Below are 22,853 nucleotides of genomic sequence, written 5' to 3' on the forward strand. Positions count from 1 at the left end.
TACTAGTGAATAAATGTGCCACCATAGATATTGGAACCAACTCCATGCGACTATTGTTAATAGAGCTGGAGGGGAAAAAGGTAGTTTCTAGGGAAAAAACCATAAATGTAACTCGAATTGGAGCATCGGTGGATGGCTGCGGCTACATCACTCCCCAAGGGATTGATAGAAATTTACAAAGCTATAATCAGCTAGTACAGAAGGCTGAGGAGTGGGGGGCTGAAAGTATTTGGTCCATTGCAACCAGCGCTGTAAGAGATGCAAAGAATGGTGAAGAATTTACTCAAATAGCCTTCCAAGAGACAGGTGTGCCCATTAAGATTATAACTGGTGAGGAAGAGGCTGAGCTAGGCTACAAAGGTGTTTTGTGGGGAATAGAAACAAAGCCACAAACAATGATGGTAATAGACATTGGTGGCGGCAGTACAGAACTAATTGTTGGTAACGCAACAGAAATTATAAAAAAATCCAGTATTGATATCGGCGCAGTAAGGATGACAGAGAGATATATTACAACAGATCCTATTTCTGAAGAAGAGTATCTAAGACTGAAGGAGGAAATCAATAAAGCTTTAGATGGCTTCTTTAGTAGCACTTCTTTGCCAAACATAGAGGTTTTTGTGGGAATTGGGGGAACCGCAACCAGCCTTGGCGCTATTGATCAACAGCTTGTGGAGTATGACATGGACAAAATCCACACCTATAGGCTAAAAGAGGACAAAATTCATCGGATAATGGAGAATCTAAAGACAATAACCCTAGAAGAGAAAAAGAAGCTAAAGGGTTTGCACCCAAAGAGGGCTGATATTATCCTTGCTGGAACTGTAATTCTTCATCAGCTGATGAAAAAATTCTCTTTTAAAGAGATGATTCTAAGTGAGTACGACAATCTTGAGGGACTATTGATAACACAGCAATATAAGTGAAAAATTAAAAATGAAAAGTGAAAAATGATTTTTTCCCTTCTAACTTGAAATTCTCAATGTGTAATCTTAACCATTAAGTGAATTTTTGTTAATTATGTTTCATTTTGTCTTTCTACAATGCTAATTGTCATATGGTTTTTTGAAGTAGACAAGCATTCTTGACAAATCTTTTGGACAACCTTTGGTACACTTGATTCATTACATCAATATGAGGAAGGGTGTACCTATGGAAAATAAAGCAATTTTGCATTCAATAGAAAAAAATATCAGCACATTACTCAATTATAAAAATATGATATTTCTTCATTTTATAGGATTCTTTATGGGAAGGGCAGGAATACTGGATAGTCTTGCCCCCTTTGGCATAGGCTTCTATGTAGCAATAATCCTATTTAATAAAAGATATTTTTCGGTAGCCCTTGCCATTATGGCAGGGACTATTTCAACTCAGGGACTAATGGGGAGTCTTCAATATGGAATCAGTATAGTAGTGATATCCATATTATACAAATATGTATTGAATCTTAGAAAAACAAAAATCATCAAGATTTCTATACTCTCAAGCATTATATACGCAATGGTTGCATCCACGTTTTTAATTCTCAATAAGTACTACATTTACGATCAACTAATGATATTATTCGAGGCTTTAGTGATTTTAGCAATCGTATTCATTTCTTCCTATGCCATTCCTGCAACCCTACAATCCATTAAGAGGAAAAGACTTGCCACTGAAGAAGTCATTTGTGTAGCCATAATAATGGCCTTGGTCTTATCGGGAATCAAGGATTTCAATATTGCAGGCCTGTCTATAAAAAACGTATTAAGCATACTAATTACAGTGCTTTTTGCCTATAATGGTGGAGCAAGCATAGGGGCAGCTGTGGGGATTACAATTGGATTGATAGGAAGCATGTCCAATAGCGGCATGCCCCCTGTTGTGATTGCTATCTATGGTTTTTCTGGCCTATTGGCAGGGATTTTTCGTGAGCTTGGCAGGGCTGGCAGTGCCTTCGGGTTTTTACTAGGGAATACGATTTTAACCTTCTACATAAATGGCTATTATGAAATTTTTATACAACTAAAAGAAGTATTATTATCATTTATAATGTTTTTAATAATACCTGCTGGCGTTATTAAGAATCTTCAAAGGTATACCAGCTCTTTAGCACCTGTTCATGGCGGTAGAGGCTACGGAGAAGTTATGAAGCAAAGAATACACGATAAGCTATGGGATTTTTCAGATACATTTTTCGAGTTGTCCTCAACCTTTGAGAATATGGTACAGCAGGTGGAGGCCTTTGATAATCAAGATCTTTCACGATTAATAGAAAGGGTTGCTGAAGGAGTATGCCTAGAATGTGGTATGAGGAGAAGTTGCTGGGATAAAGGTTTTATGACCACTTATAAAAGCATCGAAAACCTTCTCCTCTTAATAGAAACAAAAGAAGAAATAGGGCTAGAAGAGTTACCCGACCATATAAAAAAACGGTGTGTTAAGGCCAAGGCTTTGGTTCAGAAGGCTGCAGCTTTGTATGAATTGAGCAGAATTAATCTAACTTGGAGGAAAAAGCTCATGGAAAGCCGAGAACTGGTTGGACAACAGCTTAAGGGGGTAGCCCAGGGGATACAACAGCTGGCCAAAGAGGTTAACAACAATATTTACTTCGATACACGTCTTGAAGAGGCTTTATATATAGCCCTCGATAAGGTAGGTCTGCCCGCCACCAACATAATGGTTACCCATGATGAAAGCAATTTCCTAGAAGTAACCGTTGAAAGAAAAAGATGCTTTAAAAGGGAGGAATGTAGCTCTAGTTATATTCCAATAATGTCGGAGATTATAGGGGCACCGATGATTAAAAAAACCCAAAGCTGCAATATAGATTTTGATAATAATCTATGCAAATTTGTATTGGTGGAGGCAAATCAATATTCAGCAATTACAAAGGTAGCCCAGGTTACCAAAGAAGGGAACTTTCTATCAGGAGACACCTACTCCTTTATTGATTTAAGAGATCATCAGTATATGGTAGCCCTTAGTGATGGTATGGGCACCGGCGAGAAGGCCCACTCCCAATCCACTGCAACGATTTCAATGCTAGAAAAAATGATGGAGGCTGGTTTTAACCAAGAGATGGCCATTAAAACCGTCAACTCTATGCTGATATTAAAAGCATCCAATGAGATTTTTTCAACCATTGACATGGTGGTTTTAAATTTGCACAATGGGATGGCCAATTACGTTAAAATAGGGTGCGTATCTTCCTATATCAAGAAAAGAGATGGAAAAGTTCATACCATTCCCTCCTCCAGTCTTCCAATAGGAATATTGTCAGAGATAGAAATTCAAGAGAGGCAATGTCAGCTATCAGATGGAGATCTATTAATCATGATTTCTGATGGAATACTGGAGGTAAATAAAGAAGGTAGGGATGAATGGTTATTTGATTACATTTCAAGCATCCATACCCTTAATCCTCAGGAGATGGCGGATAAAATCCTCCATAGAGCCCTCCAGTTTACAAACAATATCCCGGAGGATGATATGACGGTTTTAGTAACAAAGGTATGGAGGAATATATAAAAAACAGGGCATTGCATATGCAATGCCCTATCTTTATTAAAATTTTAAGAATGATTAGCTACTTCTTCTGCTGATCCTTCTTTAACTTTATCACTATCCAGTAATAATACCTTCTCGATTAAACCATCCTTCATTTTTACAATCTTCAATGTAACGCCACCCACGCTGTATTCTGCTCCTTCTTCTACTGGTTTGCAGGTCTCATCGGATAAGTGGCAAATCAAACCACCAATTGTAGATCCCTTGTCTTCGGGAATGCTTAAACCAGATTCGAAGTTAACAGCATGAACAGGGGAGGCTGCTGACACTACTTTTCCTTCATTTACATTAAAGGTGGCATACTTACTGGACATAAGGTACTTTCTAATTAAAAATACAATTAAAATTGCAATGGTTCCTAAAATTAAATCTAGCATAGTTTCGCTATAAACCAACATCTTTCTTGCTATGGCAAATAGCACAAGTTCAAGGATACTACCCGTAGAGTGAGACAATAGCATTAATACTAACTCAATACCAATTACCATTAACAGAGCAATACTTAAGAACTTCTTAAAGGAATCATAGATATGATATATATCTGTAGATAGAAGAACACTTAAATATTTAACAATAGAAATACCACCTAATATGATTGCAACTACAATAAAAAACGCAATTATTAATTCTAGGCTAGTTGCAATTTTTACTAGCTTTTTCTTTAAATAGTCCATTTCATCATCCCTCTTATTATATTGTTTTATACTATTATTATAGTCCTTTGATATATATTTGGCAATACGAAGAAGACAGTCATCACCGGCGAGAAGGGCTAAATATCCTAATTCATACCTATTAATAACAGAAAAATGAATAATGAAAGGAACAGTTATTCAATTCTAAAATATGAAATTTTAGAGGTTTCTATGATGCTTACAAATCTTAACAAGAAATCACAATTTCCGATGATAAAGAGGAAAATCTATTATGTCGAATAATTAAGAATAATCAGAAACAAGAATAATTGGAGCTGTAATTATGCATAAGTAGTTAAAAAGATAACGATTAAATATTTATTCCAAAATAACAAAATATAGTCTTTAAGAACTTGTCTATTATATTTATTTAATATTTACCCTATAATTATTATGATTTTTGGCCGATATTATTAGATAGATGCAAAGATAATAAATGTTAAATGTTGAATGTTACATGTTAAATTGGGGTCTAAATTTACAAAGTAAATTTATTGCTTTTTTAAAGAATTTTTAAGTCAAACATACAAGAAGCTAACCTTTTATTTAAATTTATGTTTAAAAAATATGATCATATTAAGTGTATTCTTATTATATTAATTGCTTCGATTTATCGAAGCTACAATTATTCAACATTCAACATTTAACATTATATTTTAAATTACTATTATTTGTACTTAAAAGGGGGAAATCACATGAAAAAGAAGTCAATAGCGGGGGTGGCATTAACCATAATTCTGGTTATTAGCTTTTCAACCATCTCATATACACAATCCTACAGAAGAACGATTACAGCATGGTTTAACAATATTGGAGTAGAGCTGGATGGTGAAGTCCTTCAGCTAGAGAAGGAGCCTTTTATTTTTGATAATCAACTATATATGCCGATTGAGGAACTGGCAGATCATTTATATATAAACTACCTATACGATGAAGAGGAAGGTTTGGTTAAGTTAGACACCAATAGACTATATTCTGAAGATCCTGACACTTCAGTGATACCCGTTGCCTTCCAAAAACACTATGAGATGGAGGCCCTAAAAAGGCAGGTGGCAGAACTACAACGAGAGGTTGAACTCCTGCAAGACGACAGATTTCCATTCCAGAGGATAGCCTCAGTTAGTGAAATGGAGGAATATCTAAGGGAAAACTTTAAAAACTTAGGAGACCTTAATATAGATTTGAGATTTACCCAGTTAGGACAAGATAAATACTACTTTAATGCAGCCTTTAGCAATGACACTACCCAATGGGGGGAACTAGATAGAAGAACCATAGAAAATTGGGTGGATGATATACTATATGTTACCCGAAAGCTTTTCAATCCAAATGCAGAAATACAAGGGAGCATTAAGTATAAAAATATCACTTCAGGGACAATCTATGCATCCTATTACACTAGGGGAAATAGACTATACTTCGACTTTAAGCTGGCGGACCATAAGGAAAGCCAAGAGGTAGACGGAGTTAAAGTGGAGACAAACTTGAAGAAGTCGTTAAAATACTATAGTAACGAAATGTTCAATTATCAGGTATTCGTTAATAAAAATGACGTAGATGTGATTGTAAATGCTGAAAAACAGCGCTTTGATGATTGGTCCCCAACAACTAAAATGCAATATCTAAAGAGGTTAAGAACAGAAATTTTCGAAATAAATGAAAATGTAAATATAAATGGTAAAATCATCGATGAGGTAACAGGTAAAACCCTCCTCAGCTTCTCCATAGTAAACAATCAAATTCGTTCTGCAGATTTAATAGTAGAAGTTGAAGAGTACTTAAACAAGAATTATAAAGATTTCTATTACCGTCATGGATTCGACTTTACTTATAAAATCTACGAAAGCTTCGGTGATGCCTTTGAAATCGTAATAGAAGGTGATTTCGCCGACAGTGATGAAGAGTGGCAAGATGTAGAAGACGATGGAGAGTATTCCTTAAGACAATTCATACAAAAGTCCTTTAGATACGTTGATTCAATCTATGATGTAGACATATTTGGTGAATTGCAGGATGAGAATCTTAAGAGTATTAGTAATTTAGAGTATTATCGAGAAGAAGACCATTCCCAACGAGCATTGCTTCCAATAATATTCCAATAATCTTCCTCAAACATAAAAAGAGTAGCTGGCTCAATGCCGCTACTCTTTTATATTGATTTTGCATTTGTTCTTATAATTATTAATTATTCATTACTAATTATTAATTGAGTTATTTCACTTCTGCCTTCAATGCCTGATAAATCATATAAGCAACATCCCCACGGGTTACTACGTAACTGTTCTCATAGGTTAAATGATCCACCAACCCTAACTCTGAAGCCACCCTTAAATGTCCAATTGGCCATTCTTCTGTGACAGTTTTCTCCTCGTAACCTAAAAGTCTTACAAGGATAGTGGCTACTTCTGCATAGGTAATGTTGGCCTGCGGTTTAAAAGTATCGTCGGGATAACCCGTCATCAATCCTTCTTCTTTGGAAACAGAAATATACCCCGATGCCCAAAAGCTACCAGCTATATCCTTGAAGGGGGTCTTACCCTTGTTGGCACTTGCCCTTTCCTCTAAGCTCATCATTCTAACCATCAAGGTGGCAACCTCAGCTCTAGTAATATTGTTTTCAAGCCTTAGTGTACCATCCTCATATCCTGTAAAAATCCCTAAATCCTTAAGATAATTACCAGCACCTTCAAAATCTACAGTGCTGTTGGCACTGATGGGTGTAATCGATACAACCAATATCAGTACCATTATCATTATAGATAAACTTCTTTTAGTCATTTAAATCCCTCCTATGCTGTTTCACCATCATTATAACAGAGAGGGGATTATTTTAGTGTTAAGATTGTATTACAGAAATACAGAGTGTCCTTAATAGATGAAAACACTAATGTTAATGTTTAATGTTGAATGTTGAATTATTGAAGCTTCAATCAATCGAAGCATTTATAAAAGTGCAATTAGGAAAAGAAGCAAATATAAAACAGTTATAAATCGTAAATTTTTTTATACAGCTTTTACCACTTAATTGTTCACATAAAATTAGTAAATTTACACGGTAAATTTATGCCTCAATTCAACAGTTTTCATTCAACAGTAGTCCCTGAGGACAATAATTTAAAGGATGCTGGTTAATTTGACTAAAAACAGGTATATCAGAATGGAGTTTTTAATCAAATTGCATGTCTTTTTATATATTAACTGCTTCGAAATTTCGAAGCTTCCTCAATTCAACATTCAACATTCTTAATTCAACATTATACCCTGAGGAATATAGTCCTCAGGGTATAGCTTATATTTCAATTTTATGACAATTGTCGAAAATAAGGGAAGGGTGGAAATACATGTGCTATAATATAAAATAATGCAATATTACCATAATATACAGCTATTAATAAATTTGGTTTTTTTGACGATAAATATATTAAGAATTTGGCATAGGGGGACATACAAATGAGAAGAAAATTGGCGATGCTGGCTACTTTTATTATGCTATTCAATACAATATTTACTACAATTAATATAGAAGAGGTCTATGGGGCAGTTACCCCTACTGTAGATAGTATTGTAATTGAGGAAGAGGTAAGGGTTGTTAACGGTCAAAGGGTAACTAGCTATTCCGTTAACTTTAATGGATACCCTCTAAACAACGTAACTGCCATTCGAGTAAGAACCACTGCAGACCCAGCTGATGGAGCGGTAAAAACATTAACCGGCTTCACTAAGGTAGGCGATGGCACCTCGGATCTTCTTTATACACCCTCAGGAGCAGGTCAAACCCTTGCTTCCATTTTCGGTACCACAGGAAATGTGTATTTCGGTGTAATCGCAGATGGAGTTGAGTATATAACCAATAAGGCCTTTTTAATTCCGCCTGATTCAAACGTTATGAAGGTAGACTATATTAATGGCCTGAGCCCTGCCTCATGGCCTATTAACGTAAACAAAGGAGAGGACCTTAAAGTTCAAGGTACCCATTTCACAAACCCTGCTATAGATGATCCCTACTATAAATTAGGTATAACCACCGGTGATTTTGTAGCCAGTGAGGTTCCCTATACTAGTAATCTTACGAAGGATGAAATTGACATAGATACCTCCAGTGAATATTTAAATGCGGGACAAAATCTTAACTTGATATTCCAAAAAAAGAGTGGCAGCTTTGTCACCATTCGATATGTAGTTAGAGATGCTGTAAACATTGCAAACCCCCTTAATTTAGGTGATGTAAGTGTATCACCCCTAAGGGGTACCTCCGGTACAATAGTTAGAATTAGAGCTAACAATCACATACCCCTACTAGATGCTGGTACAAAGGTATACATTGGAGGAATAGAGGCCAATAGAAATGTAAGTAGCTTCAGTGATGGCACCTTCGATTATACAGAGGGAGGAGACAATAAGAAGGGTATAGAGGTTGTAGTGCCTGCATTGCCTTCAACGGGAGTAACCTATCCTATTGTAATTAGAAACCTTGATGGCGATACCTATCAGCATGATCAGGGCTTCTACTATGAAGCAGCACCTAGCTCCTTGCTAAATATCATTGGGATAAACCCCGATAAAGCCTACACCAACGAAGAACAGCTTATAGATGGCCTTCGGATTCAAAACCTCGTGGTTGTCAACAATATCGATAATTATGGAACAATAAGTAATACTGAAGAAGGTACAACAGGTGTAGGGTCAAATTTAAACTACTTTAAAAATGATGACGACCCTAAATCCTATTATATTAAATATGAGTTGGCTGAGCCCAACCATTTTATTGAAAGAAAAATAACCGTTAATATAGCTCTAAAGGCTAATATAACTAATGTACCGTTGGCATTAGATGCCCCACAGGGAATCACCACCATAGAGGTAGTCACCGATAAGGTTGGTTTGGCAGGCACATATGAGGTAACAGCCCGTACCGAAACCATCTATTATCAAATGGATGGTACAGACCTAGTTGAGCTTCAATATAGGGTAGAGGAGGCTCCCTACTCCCAACAGAACAAGGTTAATTTTATCTTTGAGCCTGATATCACAACACCAACCATTACCAGCATAACCCCCAATAAGGGACCCTATGCTGAAAATATCGTAGCAACTATAACAGGACAAAACTTTAGAGTTATTGAAAATATTGATGGAAATCGATATTATCCCACCATTGTTTTAGGTACTCAATCGATAACAAGCGATGGTAAATATAAGGTAATTACCAAAAACACCAATGGCGAGACAATAACTTATCTAAGCCCAAACTCAAATGGGAATGATGTGGTTGATGGTTCTTATCAAATACTACCAGATGTTGAATTTTTAGTGCTAGATGCTCAAAATAATATCGTTGATGGCAAGTTTAGACAAGCTGGAACAAAAATTAAGTTCACCATCCCTGCAGGTCTTGGCAATTTCTCAGGCTTCGCAGATCTACATGTTTACAACCCATCACCCTCTGGGGGCTTAGGGGGAAAAGATACTGTGGAGAACATTTTCGAATATGTTAGCCCAGGGCCGGATGTACTATGGCCAGTTATAGAATCGGCAACTCCCAACAAGGTTGCTGTAGGAAAGCAAGAACAAGTAACAATTAAAGGAAGAAACTTTCAACCCGATGCCATACTAACGGTGGATGGAGAAGTAGTTCAAAATCGCAGCATTAACGTAGTAACAGGAACTATAACCTTTAATGCCCCAGCTGGCAGGGTTGGAAAAACCTTTATTCAAATCATTAACCCAGATGGAGGCTTTGCATCTACCCCCTTTGAATTTATTCAAACCTTTAGTCAGCCCTATATTCAGAGTATCATACCTAATACTGGGGGTAAGGGCAGTTTGGTTATTATCAAGGGTACAGGCTTTTTTCCTGCGGATCCTGCTTTAGAAAATGATGATAGAAGAATGGGTACAAGGGTTTATATAGATGGAAAGGATATTAATAGAGAGTACTATAGAGTAGGGGATGTTCCTGAAGGTGATTTGGAGCTAAGGCCCTTCGTCAACGATTATTACCCTGATGAAGATGGCAACCCCATACCAATCTATGGTCCGGATGGACAGGTTCTTCAGGCCATGGGCAGTAATGTAGTAGTGGTAGATAATAATACAATTTACGTCCTTATTCCCGATCCAAAGGATGTAAATAAATCCTTCTTTATGAATACACCACTAGATGTAAGAGTAGTAAACCCTGATCTTGGTAGCCATACTGTTAACGGTGGTTTCAGATTTGTTGACGTGGTAACAAGACCTCAAATAAACAATATAATCCCTAACCTAGGTGATTATAGAGGTGGAAATATCGTAGAGATTCAAGGGGAAAATCTATTGGAGGGTGTAAAGGTTTACTTTGGAACCCAACTAGCAGAGGTATATAGAAGGAGTAATAATGCAAGAACTTTATGGGCATATGTACCTCCCTATGGTGAGGATATGGGTAATGAAAACGAAAAGATGGTGCCTGTAACGGTTCAAAATACCAATGGGGGTTCCTTTACCAAATTTGATGGATATAAGTATGTTAATCCAGGTTATGATGTGACAATTACCAAACTTACACCGGCCATTGGCAATACCGCCGGAGGAGATAGGATTCTTATATCAGGTGTTAACTTTAGAGCTAAAAACTATGGAAGCCTTGATGTTGATAACCCCGAAGAGCTTCCTGCTGTATACTTTGGTGGAATAAGGGTGCCATCACAGGATATCACCTTTGTAATACCACCTAAAGGGGTATACCAAGAAGTTGAAACCACCGATTTAATAATTGTTGAAAACACACCAGCTAACCCAGCTGGAAGGGTGGATGTTACAGTTATAAACTTTGATGGAGCAACAGCTAACCTAAAGAGTTCCTTTGAATATAGGTCTAAGCAACCAGTAATAAACCAGGTTTTACCTAGCCAGGGAAGCCTTTATGGCAATAGTGAAATAACCATTGTAGGTAGAGATTTTGTTGAAAAGGGCCTCCATGTGGTCTTCGGCAATGAGGTGGGCTCTACAGATGTTCTATCGGGTCAAGCCACAGTAAAGCTAGGAGATATAATTGTTCGTTATAATGCATATGAAGAGGATAATATAACTCTACAATACAAAGAATTAGATAATCCCCTAGAGGTATATTTAGATGGAGAAGAAAATCCGGTTAGCAGCTTTCATATTGTTGAAGAAGAGGAATTTAAGATTGCTCGTATTAACTGGAGTAGTATTCCCGGTGGGGAAAATTCCTATTTAGCTGATGAAAACATAAAAATAGAGGTGAAGGATAGCAACCTTATTGTTACTAGAAGAATAGGAGTAATCAAAAGGGTAGAAGGGGAAGAACGAATAACCCTTTTAACTCCTCCGGCTGCATCAGTTGGTAAAACCCAATTAACAGTTTTTAATTATGATGGAAAAAACGCTAAAAAAGACTTCACCTATACCAATCCCTTTAGACCACCAGTGATTACTGAAATCACACCCGTAGCTACAAAGGAAGTGGATGTTGTAGCGGGGGTTAACTATTCACCTCCAATAAGCATAGATGTAGCCACAGCTGCCCCCTCAGGAGGTTCGCCCTTGATCATCGAAGGCTCCAATTTTAGAGCCGGAGTCAAGGTATATATCGGGGATGAAGAAGCAGAGGTAAGAACTAAGAGCGCCAATGATGATGAATTAATTATCGTAGTACCTGAAGCTGTCGATGGAACAGTGGGACAGTATTTAAGAATATTAATTGTTAACGAGGATGGAGGCTTTGCCTATGGAGACGTTGTGCCCGATGGTCAAAGCAGAAATCCATATTACTTCCAATATATAACCGAAGGTAGCGACCCCACCATAACTTCAGTTGTACCAAATGAAGGACCTGTAACTGGAGGTACAAGAGTAACCATAACAGGTACTGAGTTTAAGGATGAAGATACCTTTGGAGTTCCAAAGGATGTAACGGTACTAATCGGTGGAATACCAGTACCCCAGGATGATGTTACCTATATTAACCCCCAAACCCTTGAGGTGATTTTACCAGAGGGAAGGGTAGGGCCACAAACAATAGAGGTCATTAACTATGACCACGGTAGAGCAGTGGCAGAGGATGCTCTTACCTATATAAGTCAACCAACCATCACCCTAGTAGATCCCGGTAAGCTATTTACCAATGATATTGATACTGAGGTAACTATAACAGGAACCATGTTCCAGAGTGGTGCTAAGCTCTATATAGGTGCAACCCTAGTTCCTATAGATGATGTAGAGGCTGGAGATACAGTTCATGCAACAGGAATAAGGGGTGTAACAACGGATCATAAAAACAGAGAAATGGCAGTTGTAGGTGGTGTTGCAGCGGCTTCGGTGGCATTCGAAAGCGAGACAACCCTAAAGGTTAAGTTTAACGAAGCCTTAGATTTAACCAATAGTCATATTATTATTGTAAATCCAGATGGTGGGTTATCAAGCGAGTATAAAGATTTTGAATATCGAATACCCATACCTACAAGACCATTGGTTTTAGAAGCTATACCAGGAGCAGAAGCATCAGTAACGCTTATTTGGTCTGACTCCCAGCCAGAGATATTAAATAGAGCCGATAGATATGAAATCTACGGTAAGAAGGCAAATGAAACAGAATACACCTTTATAGGCGACACCAGAGATCATGAATTCCTTGTTAAAGGTCTGGAGATTAATACCGACTACAGCTTTATGGTAAGGGCCATGAACCGATATGGTAGTGCTCTAGAATTCGCAGAAGTTAAGGTTAGAACCTTGAATGAAAGGGAAGACCAACAGCTTAGAGAGAAGCTAGAGGAACTTGATGAAGAAGACCAAAAGCTTAAGAAGGAAGGCCATGAGGAAATTAATGGATCTAATGTTGTTAGAACAATAGGGGTGGAGGAAATATCCCAAGCCATCCCGGCCTATGTAATAGATTTCTCTTTAGAGAAATATAAAAATCAAAGTAGCTACACGGTAGCAATACCCGTAGAGGTGATCCTGAACTTAAACAGAAAGCTGACAATAACCGACGGCAGAATGAGTTTCACCTTCCTACCAAAGGATTTATATACAAGAGAAGTAAGCAAAGTATCTGTAAAGGATCTTGAAGATGCCCATGTTAGGGTGACCTTTACAAGGATGTCAGGTGAAGCTGGAGAAGGCTTATTAACTGCCATATCCCGAAGGCAGAGAAGAGCTTCAGATATATATGAACTATCCCTACAGCTTCAGGTGGCAAAGGAAATATGTGATATCAACAGTATGCTAAGAAATGGAGTACTAAGTATCAACTTCGATTCCATGGCCTACCCAATGGCAAATAAAGACAAGCTATACGTAGGACAATATGATATGGTAAACCATAGCTTTACAAAGGTAGATGATGGCAATAGCGCCAGCATACGAAATAAAGGAAGATATGTGCTGTTGGCAAACAGGTAGCTAAAGGGGGGAGTTTTCCCCTTTAGCTAATGTTAAATGTTGAATGTTGAATTTAGGTAGAAAATTGAAGGCAATTTTCTGGTAGAAATTAATATAGCTAAGTTACTAATACCAATCATTACATGCGCTAGCTATTTTATTTCTATTTAGGCAATTAATACCTGATTTGGTTAGTGGAAATCTCAATAATTCAACACTTAACATTTAACATTAATCTTTTATCATTTAGTTTAGCATTAGTACTTATTCTTATATCTTTAATAAAATAGCTTCGATTTATCGAAGCCACAACAATTCAACATTCAACATTTAACATTCAACATTAATCTTTTATCATTTAGTTTTGCATTTTAGTACTTGTTCTTATATATTTTATAAAAATAGCTTCGATTTATTGAAGCCACAATAATTCAACATTCAACATTAATCTTTATGTTTCGATTTTTATTTTTAATTTTCAATTTTTCAATTCTCAATTATATTTTACTGGAGGTATCCCTATGGTAAAGCACTATAAAAGCATCAGCCTGATATTAATAGCCCTACTAATAATTCAAATAATTCCCGCCTATGGGATTGATGGCTTTACCCCTGAAAATCCTTATCAGGGAATTAACAGTGCTGATATCCTTTTGAGGAATATTACAATGAATGATATAGCATCCCATTGGGCTAGAGAAGCTATACAAGAGGCAGCTGCCCTACAACTTATGATGGGGGATTCCAATACCTTTAGGCCAGATGACACCCTAAATCATATGGAGGCCGTTACAGTATTGGTAAGGGCAATAGGCATGGAGGCAGAGGCCCAACAATTTGGTGAGAATCAAGCTGAAGCCCCCGTTGGGAATTTTGCTGTTTTAAGTGTAATAGACAATTGGGCTAAGGGGTATGTCCAACTGGCCATACAGAACAACATCATCACCAATGAAGAGGTAAATGAAATCCTAAATATTACACCCCAACAGGCAGAAGATCTAGAAGCCATAGTAGAACAGCGCTTAGATGCCTATGGTGAAGATATTACACCCCAGGAGAGGGCAGCCCTAGAAGCTCAAATCAGAGATCAACTGGAACTTTCCCGATGGAAGAGTCCCATCAGTCGTCAAATGATGGCTCTATGGATAGCCAGAGCCCTTGAACTTCAACCTATTTATGGAAATGAAATGATAGAGGTATACAGCTTCGACGATTGGAACAGAATCGATACCGATAAAATACCCTATATAGAAGCCATATTACAGGAGGACATCATGTCTGGTATGGGTGAAAGCTTTTCTCCTAATGGTAGACTAACTCGAGGCCAAATGGCTCAGATCATGCTGAATGTAAGGGACGACCTTCTAGAAAAAAGGGGAGTAACCAAACTAGAGGGGCAAGTTGTTAAGATAGAAGAGTATCATCAGCAGGGGAACCACGCGAAACTAATCACTTTTGAAACCACTGATAAATCCTATGAGATTATTTCCTTATTGGAAGGCAAAACCGATTTTATTGTATTAAGAAATAATCATCTACAGCTATCCTCTAGCTTGAGGGTGGAAGACTTTTTAGAATTATTTATAAACCCTGATGGCAAGATATTTTATGGTAGGGTAATACCAGAAGAAGAAATCATCATTGAAGGCTTCATTAATTCCCTTGATAGGGATAATTATCATCTTTCCTTAACAGACTTTGATGATGATGCCCATTTTCTTTCAGCAGATGCAAGTACTCCCGTAGTCATTAACGGTAAACCTGCTACCTTTAAAGATCTTTTAGTTGGACAAGAAGCAATATTAACCATAAAAAATAATAAAGTAATCAATATAGAAGGATATCTAGAAGAAGATCCAAATCTTCATGGCTATATTCCTCCAGGTAGCAGAACAAAGGTGGGGGATGTATTATATATCAATGGCCTAGAAATTGCCCTTAAAACCAGTGATGGGATTGAAAGATATCAAATAACCGACTTTACACAGGTTATAAGAAATGAGAACTCTGCCAACCTTAACCAAATCAAAAAAGGTGATCGAGTGATTCTATCCTTTGACGATATCTATAGCTCTGAGATTTCAGCCATACAGGTTGAAGATGATGAAAGGCACATAACAGCTGTTTATCGTGGGGTGATAGAACAGGTTAATGAAAGAAGTGATGAGCTCCTTTTAGATAAAGTAGAGGTATTAAATAATAATAAGTGGGTTGCAAACCAAGCTACTAAAATCAAGCTTAAGGTTGGAGAGAGCATCTACTCCGGTGGAGTTAAAATAACCCTAAAGGAACTAGCCACCAACAAAGGAAAAGAAGTGTATGCCGCCGTTGAAAGCAGCTATGGAGTAGAGAAAACAGTTAAGGTTCTCCTAAAAAAAGGAGGAAACCAAATGTACTCCAATAAAATTACCAGCATCCATTATGGTACCGGTAGGATGGTCGTAAGCAATAATTCAATAAACTATCACGATGGAACCATTGTCATACAAAATAATCGACTTCTAGATAGCTTAAACCTTGAGGAATCCCAAAGCGTTTTCCTAACGGCAGACTTCAATAATAATGAAAGAACTGCTGCGATTGTAGCTATAGATTATGACGGAATTCTAGACGATAGAATTGATGGCTCAAGGCTAGTGGTTTATCGAGGAAAAATAGATGCAATAGGAGATTATAAAGTAACCATTGGAAGATTGGCCTATCAGTTAGACTACTTGCAACTTGAAGAGAATAAGTGGGTGGAAGATACAAGACCGACATCTGTGTCCTTGACGGATGATACCTATGTGTATGATAGTGAGCTGGAGCTGGAGGTAGATACCTTAGCCTTCCTAGATTCACAATACATCGATCCATCAAAAATAAAGAACACAACCTTAAGAAATAGAATAAAAAATAAACACTACCTAGGTAAAACCGCCTACTTCATTGTAAGGGAATACGGAGAGGGTGAGGAAATGGCTCAAGAGCTATTGGCCATTAATCTAACTCCCCACCAAAAATTCTATACCAATAGGGTAAATACCGACCATGGGGCCATTGGTGAAATCCAATCCATAGATTTAGACACAGGAGAAATAACCATAGGCAACTTAAAGAATTGGAACCAACTATCAAACCGATGGCAGGAAGCTTCAGGTCAAGACCCAATCAGTATAGATAAGGCAGTTATATTACTGAACGATGAGGCCCTTACAAGGGATGAGCTTTATCGAATTAAAGACAATGCCAGTGTTTACTTAATTAAGAACAAGGATGTGTCAACCCAGGATGACGCCTATATCCTAATAATAGAACAGTAAAGGGGGCAAGACCATGAAGAAAAAACTCATATTGATATTGATGGTGGTTATGCTATCCCTTACAACCCAAAGCTTTGCACTGATAATACCTGGCTACGAGGGTGGCATATCCAATGAAATGCTCTACCAAGAGGTGATTTTTGTAACCGGTGAGGCCATATTGTTGGAGGGCACCCTAGATGTTAGGAAAACTGAAAGGGACAATTCTGGTACGGAAAGGTACACCTATCGTCTAGAGAACTTAGAAAAGGGTGCAGAGCTTAGTCGGACAGTAAATTTAAGCAAAACCATTGAGGTGATAGGGGATCAAAAAACCGAAGTTTATACGGTTACCAGCTTCAGAGAAACCATAGAAGTCAATGGTGTGAATTATGAAGTAGATCAAAGAAATATGCAATGGAGTAAATCCAATGTTTTTCAAACCAAACCGGGAGTAACCTACTTTGCTGGCAACTGGAATGGTAGAAAGCATTATACCGTTAATGATGGCGAAGGCAAACTAATGGTTGAAACCATGGGAACCCTTGTTGGTTATGACCAGCATTGGGGTAGAACAGAGAATCAAACCCTAGAGCATTACCTACAATATGAAGGTACTGGAGAGGATGCCATTACTTGGGAGGCTACAGCAAAGGTAGAGGCTGTCCATAATCGTACGATGGACTACTCCTACGAAGCAAACAACCCTACCCAAATAAGCTTCCGTGGAGGCTTTGTCATAACCCAACAGGAGGAAAATGTTTTAAAGGTAAGCTATGACCTCCCTCGATTAGAGGAGGATGGAAGTGTTAAGAGCCAAAGGAATATTGACACCGTCAGCTTCAGCTTAGATACAAATCCAACAAACCAAAGGTTGATTATACCTGCTATGAGGGATGTTTCAGGCCACTGGGCAGAAGAAAATATTCTGCTATTGGCAAGCTTAGGTGCTGTATATCCCGATAGTACAAATTTCGGACCATCCTTAGAAATGACACGAGGAGACTTTGCTAGGGCAGTGGCAGTTGCTATGGGACTTCCCGTAGAAGAGCCCCCAACCCAACAGAGATCAGTTACAACAGTAGAAGAAACACCGTTATTTTTAGATGTAAATAGTGATGATGAGAATGCAAAATATATTAAAGCAGTTACCGAAAAGGGAATCATGAATGGTAAGGGTCATGGTCGATTCTATCCAAACGATAGCCTAACCAAAGCAGAAGCAACTGTAGTTCTCATTAGGCTATTGGGTTTTGAAGACCTTGCGCCAATCCAGCAATACAGTACAGGCTTTAGTGACGATTCCCAATTGCCCAACTGGGGAAAGGATTGTGTATATGTAGCAAAGGAGCTTGGCCTAGTACAGGGTAGTGGCAACTATTTTTATCCCAATAAAGCCCTTACGAAAGCAGAAGCAGTAACAATGCTAACCAATCTGATCAATTATCTTCAATATGAATTAAGATTCGATTATAGAGAGAACTTGTTGAATTACTAATATAGTTCAGTGAATAGTTAATAACAAATAGTGAATAACTTAGATCTTTTATTCATAAGTTAATCTAAGATTTCTATGCTATAATAATAGTAGAAATTGTATATATCAGTTTCTACTATTATTTGCTTAATGGGTTGAAATTGTTTTTATAAAATAGCTTTGACTATTCAAAGCATCCTAAATTCAACATTCAACATTTAACATTCAACATTAATATTTCAAATGGTTTTGTTTTGTAATTACTAATTATTCATTACTAATTACTAATTGATTTTATAGGAGGTTATATAATGAGGCAAAAATTTAAACAAATGGCAGTAGTACTGGTCCTGGTAATGGCATTGATTGCAACAACCATCCCTTTTGCCTACGGACAAGAGTATAGTGAGGATCTTTTAGAATACCTTAGAAAGCAGATTGTAAAAAAATATGTCGATCCAATAACCCAAGAAGAGCTAGTTGGAGACACACCACAAGAAATTTTCGAAAACCTAGATGTACATAGTGTGTTTTATACAGAGGAAGAGTTTTCTGACTTCCTCGGTGGAATTCAGGGGGAGTTCGCAGGAATCGGCGTGTATATTGAAGAAAAGGATGGAAAGATCCTTGTGATTGAACCAATAGAAGGCTCACCTGCCCATGAAGCAGGGATAAGGTCAGGGGATGAAATCTATACTGTAGATGGTAAGGTAATAAGAGATATGGTTTTAGACGAAGCCGCTAATCTTATAAAAGGAGAAGCAGGCACTGAGGTTAAATTAGGAATAAAAAGAAAAGGGAGCGCTAAAACCCTATACTTTAACATAACAAGAGTGATTTTTGAAAACAATCCCATCAGCGTTGAGGTTATTGATGGTGTTGGATACATAAGCATAAGCATGTTTAATGAAAAGGCCCACGTTAATTTTACCAATGCTATCGGCGAACTTCTTTACGAAGAGGGAGTAAAACAGCTTATTGTTGATTTAAGAAACAATCCCGGAGGATCATTGAGCGAGGTGGTAAACATATCCAATCTTCTTGTTCCAAGGGGTCCGGTACTTCACATAGAGTATAATAATCATAAAGTTACCTATACCTCCTTTTTAAAGAAGCCATTGTTTGAGGATCTTGTAATTCTAGTTAATGAAGGCAGTGCCAGTGCATCGGAAATCCTGGCCGGTGCAGTGAAGGATACCCAAGCAGGAGTATTAATAGGAACAAAAACCTATGGTAAGGGCTCCGTCCAAAGAATATATCCGCTGATGGATGGCACAGGCTATAAGCTGACAGAGGCAAGATATCTATCACCTAACTATAATGTTATAGACGGAATAGGTGTAACTCCAGATTATGTTATAGAAAGATATCCAGAACATATTAATCTAGAGGAGCTTCTGCCGATAGAATTCACATCTACAATCTCCCTAAACACCACAGGAGATAACGTTGTAGCCCTACAACAAAGATTAATGGGCCTTGGCTATGAAATAGAAGACAACGAAGGAGAATATAAGGAAGGTACCCAAAGGGCAGTAATGGACTTTGCAGAAGATTATAACCTAGAAGCTTCTGAAGCGACACCTGAGCTAATCCAAGAGCTAGAATATTATTTCTGGCTAGAGGTTGCTAGCCCAGAAAATGATCAACAGCTGAACTATGCTTTAGATTATCTAAAAGAAAAGAGTGCAGAAAAGGATGAGGTAGTAGGGGAGTATTGTAAATAAAGTCATATCTGCAGATGCTAATTGTGATATAATCTATATATAATTTTTACTCAAAGGGGGGTCTTATTTGTGGAAGATAAAGTATTTAACCTAATGGAAAAAATGTATATTGAGATGCAAGACATGAAAAAAGAGCTAAAAAGCGAAATGAAGGAAATGCAATCTGAATTTAAGGGAGTACAATCTGAAATTAAGGGAATAAAGGAAGTAATGGCCACAAAACAAGATATTGTACGACTAGAAAGCAAAATGGACGAAAATCATAGAGCACTATATGATGGTTACAAACAAAGCATCGAAGGAATCCACGGAATTAATATTAGGCTAGATAAACTTACAGACCGAGTAGACAATCAAGAAGCCAGTATAAGACTACTTAAATCTATTAAATAATAAAAATAACTTCGATGTATTGAAGCATAAACTTCTTCTTGACACTAGTACTTTTATAATATAGAATAATCAGGTTAATACATAGAATAACGATTATGGAAACTTATGTGCACCCAATTAACGGGTGCCCTGAAAAGGTCACCCTACGGGGTGGCCTCTCCTTTTTTACGGGAGATTACTTTCAAAAAGATTTTTAGATTAAGTGCTTCGAGCACCTCGAAGCTACATTAATTCAACATTCAACATTAAACATTTAATTAATAATTTAACTTTATTATATCTATCCACATATATTTCAATGAAAGAGGTGTATAAAATGACCATAACCAAGTACATTTTCGTTACAGGAGGAGTTGTTTCCTCACTAGGGAAGGGCATCACAGCAGCTTCATTAGGTCAACTATTAAAGAGTAGAGGTCTAAAGGTAACCATTCAAAAATTCGATCCCTACATTAATATAGACCCAGGAACCATGAGTCCCTATCAACATGGTGAAGTCTTCGTTACCGATGATGGAGCTGAAACAGATTTAGACCTAGGCCATTATGAACGCTTTATTGATATTAACTTAAGCAAGAACAACAATGTAACCTCAGGCAAAGTTTATTGGTCGGTTATATCTAAGGAAAGAAAAGGAGATTATCTTGGCGGTACAGTTCAGGTAATACCCCATATCACCAATGAAATAAAAGAAAGAGTCTATAGAGTAGCAAAGGAAGGAACCTTTGATGTAGTTATTACCGAAATAGGGGGTACGGTGGGGGATATCGAAAGCCTACCCTTTTTAGAGGCAATTAGGCAGGTTAAGTATGATGTTGGGGTAGATAATGTTATGTATATCCATGTAACCCTGGTTCCCTATCTAGGAAAGGCTGGAGAATTAAAAACAAAGCCAACCCAACATAGCGTAAAGGAACTAAGGAGCATAGGAATCCAGCCGGATGTGGTGGTGTGTAGAGCAGAAAGACCCCTATCCCAAGAAATGAAGGATAAGATAGGCCTATTCTGTAATCTCAGCCCCAGTAGCGTTGTGCAGAACCTCGATGCAGAAAGCCTATATGACGTTCCCCTCATGCTACAGGAAGAAAAGCTAGACGAATTGGCTATTAAACGCTTAGGACTAAAGGCAAAAGCATCAGATTTAACCTTATGGAAGAAAATCGTGGACAAGCATAAAAATCCAGTAGCAGCAGTTAAAATAGCACTAGTAGGAAAGTATGTGGAGCTTAAGGATGCCTATATGTCTGTGGCAGAGGCCCTAGTTCATAGTGGAATATATAATGATGCTAAGATTGATATTCAATGGATACATTCAGCAGATGTGAATAAAGAAACGGTAGCAGAGCTTTTGAAGGAAGCAGATGGAATCTTAATACCAGGAGGCTTTGGAGATAGAGGAATAGATGGTAAAATCGAAGCCCTAAGATTTGGAAGGGAAAACAAAATTCCTACACTGGGTATCTGTCTAGGGATGCAGCTGGCGGTGGTGGAATTTGCAAGAAATGTTATAGGCCTCACAGAAGCCCATAGCTCAGAGCTTAATCCTTCAACAACTCACCCAGTGATAGACTTAATGCCAGAGCAGCTAGATATAGAGGATATGGGTGGAACCATGCGCTTGGGAGTTTACCCCTGCAAAGTCTATCCCAACACAAAGGCTAAAGAAGCCTATGGTGAAGAGTTAATATATGAAAGGCATCGACACCGCTATGAATTTAATAATGAATTCAGGGAGCTTCTAACGAAATCAGGCTTGGTTATAAGCGGCATATCCCCGGATGAACGCTTAGTAGAAATCATAGAACTTAAAGATCACCCTTGGTTTGTAGCAGCCCAATTCCATCCCGAGTTTAAATCAAGACCAACCCGACCTCATCCACTGTTTAGGGAGTTTGTGAAAGCAGCGTTGGTTGGAAAACAAAGTTAAAAGTGAAAAGTTAAAAATGAAAAGTTATATCGAAAGTGCAGCTAGGTTAATCTATCTCCACTTTATTTTTAGTGCTAATTAACCATTTTTAATTTATAGGTTTTATGGCGTACTATTCTAAATATAATATGCTTCGGCTAGTCCGAAGCTCCATCAATTCAACATTCAATATTTAACATTTAACATTTATTTTTTTGACTTCCTTCTTATTTTAGCTCTTCCTTCATATTTGTAAATAATATCATATGCACAGATCCTTATTATGATATAATTTATATATGATTTTTCACAAAGGGGGTTTTACTAGTGGAGGATAAAGTATTTAATCTATTAGAAAAGATGTATATTGAAATGCAAGAGTTAAAAGGCGAAGTTAAAGGGATAAAAGAGACGATGGCAACTAAGCAAGATATT

General features: G+C 37.5%; 11 protein-coding genes. 9 read left to right on the forward strand and 2 right to left on the reverse strand.

What is annotated here, in order from left to right; all coding sequences use genetic code 11:
• Positions 1-5: 5 nt before the first annotated feature.
• Together F8153_RS03840 and spoIIE are read left to right on the forward strand one after the other, a co-directional pair.
• Positions 6-926, forward strand: coding sequence for a Ppx/GppA phosphatase family protein (locus tag F8153_RS03840; RefSeq protein ID WP_151865039.1), 921 nt, complete (start codon positions 6-8; stop codon positions 924-926).
• Positions 927-1,152: 226 nt separating this feature from the next.
• The gene (spoIIE, locus tag F8153_RS03845) at positions 1,153-3,513 is read left to right on the forward strand and encodes a stage II sporulation protein E (RefSeq protein ID WP_192929643.1); all 2,361 of its coding nucleotides are present in this window, start codon (positions 1,153-1,155) and stop codon (positions 3,511-3,513) included.
• A gap of 44 nt (positions 3,514-3,557) precedes the next feature.
• Here spoIIE and F8153_RS03850 read toward each other — a convergent pair whose 3' ends face one another.
• Positions 3,558-4,226 carry a transporter associated domain-containing protein gene (locus tag F8153_RS03850; RefSeq protein ID WP_151865041.1) on the reverse strand — a complete coding sequence of 223 codons (669 nt, stop codon included), beginning with the start codon at positions 4,224-4,226 and terminating at the stop codon, positions 3,558-3,560.
• Positions 4,227-4,942: 716 nt separating this feature from the next.
• On the opposite strand from F8153_RS03850, the gene F8153_RS03855 reads away from it, so the two are divergent.
• On the forward strand, positions 4,943-6,349 hold the full coding sequence (locus F8153_RS03855) for a hypothetical protein (RefSeq protein ID WP_151865042.1): 1,407 nt from the start codon (positions 4,943-4,945) through the stop codon (positions 6,347-6,349).
• A gap of 109 nt (positions 6,350-6,458) precedes the next feature.
• On the opposite strand, the gene F8153_RS03860 is transcribed toward F8153_RS03855, so the two are convergent.
• The gene (locus F8153_RS03860) at positions 6,459-7,025 is read right to left on the reverse strand and encodes an S-layer homology domain-containing protein (RefSeq protein ID WP_151865043.1); all 567 of its coding nucleotides are present in this window, start codon (positions 7,023-7,025) and stop codon (positions 6,459-6,461) included.
• Positions 7,026-7,697: 672 nt separating this feature from the next.
• On the opposite strand from F8153_RS03860, the gene F8153_RS03865 reads away from it, so the two are divergent.
• The 6 genes from F8153_RS03865 to F8153_RS03890 all read left to right on the forward strand — a co-directional run bounded on the left by F8153_RS03865 (position 7,698) and on the right by F8153_RS03890 (position 22,439).
• The gene (locus tag F8153_RS03865) at positions 7,698-13,655 is read left to right on the forward strand and encodes an IPT/TIG domain-containing protein (RefSeq protein WP_151865044.1); all 5,958 of its coding nucleotides are present in this window, start codon (positions 7,698-7,700) and stop codon (positions 13,653-13,655) included.
• 500 nt (positions 13,656-14,155) lie between these two features.
• Positions 14,156-16,936 carry an S-layer homology domain-containing protein gene (locus F8153_RS03870; protein WP_151865045.1) on the forward strand — a complete coding sequence of 927 codons (2,781 nt, stop codon included), beginning with the start codon at positions 14,156-14,158 and terminating at the stop codon, positions 16,934-16,936.
• 13 nt (positions 16,937-16,949) lie between these two features.
• Positions 16,950-18,413, forward strand: coding sequence for an S-layer homology domain-containing protein (locus tag F8153_RS03875; protein WP_151865046.1), 1,464 nt, complete (start codon positions 16,950-16,952; stop codon positions 18,411-18,413).
• Positions 18,414-18,703: 290 nt separating this feature from the next.
• Positions 18,704-20,119 carry a S41 family peptidase gene (locus tag F8153_RS03880; protein ID WP_151865047.1) on the forward strand — a complete coding sequence of 472 codons (1,416 nt, stop codon included), beginning with the start codon at positions 18,704-18,706 and terminating at the stop codon, positions 20,117-20,119.
• A 69-nt stretch (positions 20,120-20,188) separates the two neighbouring features.
• Positions 20,189-20,512, forward strand: a complete 324-nt coding sequence (locus F8153_RS03885; RefSeq protein ID WP_151865048.1) for a hypothetical protein — start codon at positions 20,189-20,191, stop codon at positions 20,510-20,512.
• Positions 20,513-20,828: 316 nt separating this feature from the next.
• Complete coding sequence (locus tag F8153_RS03890) at positions 20,829-22,439, forward strand: CTP synthase (protein ID WP_279237113.1); 1,611 nt, start codon at positions 20,829-20,831, stop codon at positions 22,437-22,439.
• The last annotated feature ends 414 nt before the right edge of the window (positions 22,440-22,853 follow it).

Source organism: Alkaliphilus serpentinus, from assembly GCF_009017255.1.
In the GTDB taxonomy this organism is placed as follows: Bacteria; Bacillota; Clostridia; order Peptostreptococcales; family Natronincolaceae; genus Alkaliphilus_D; species Alkaliphilus_D serpentinus.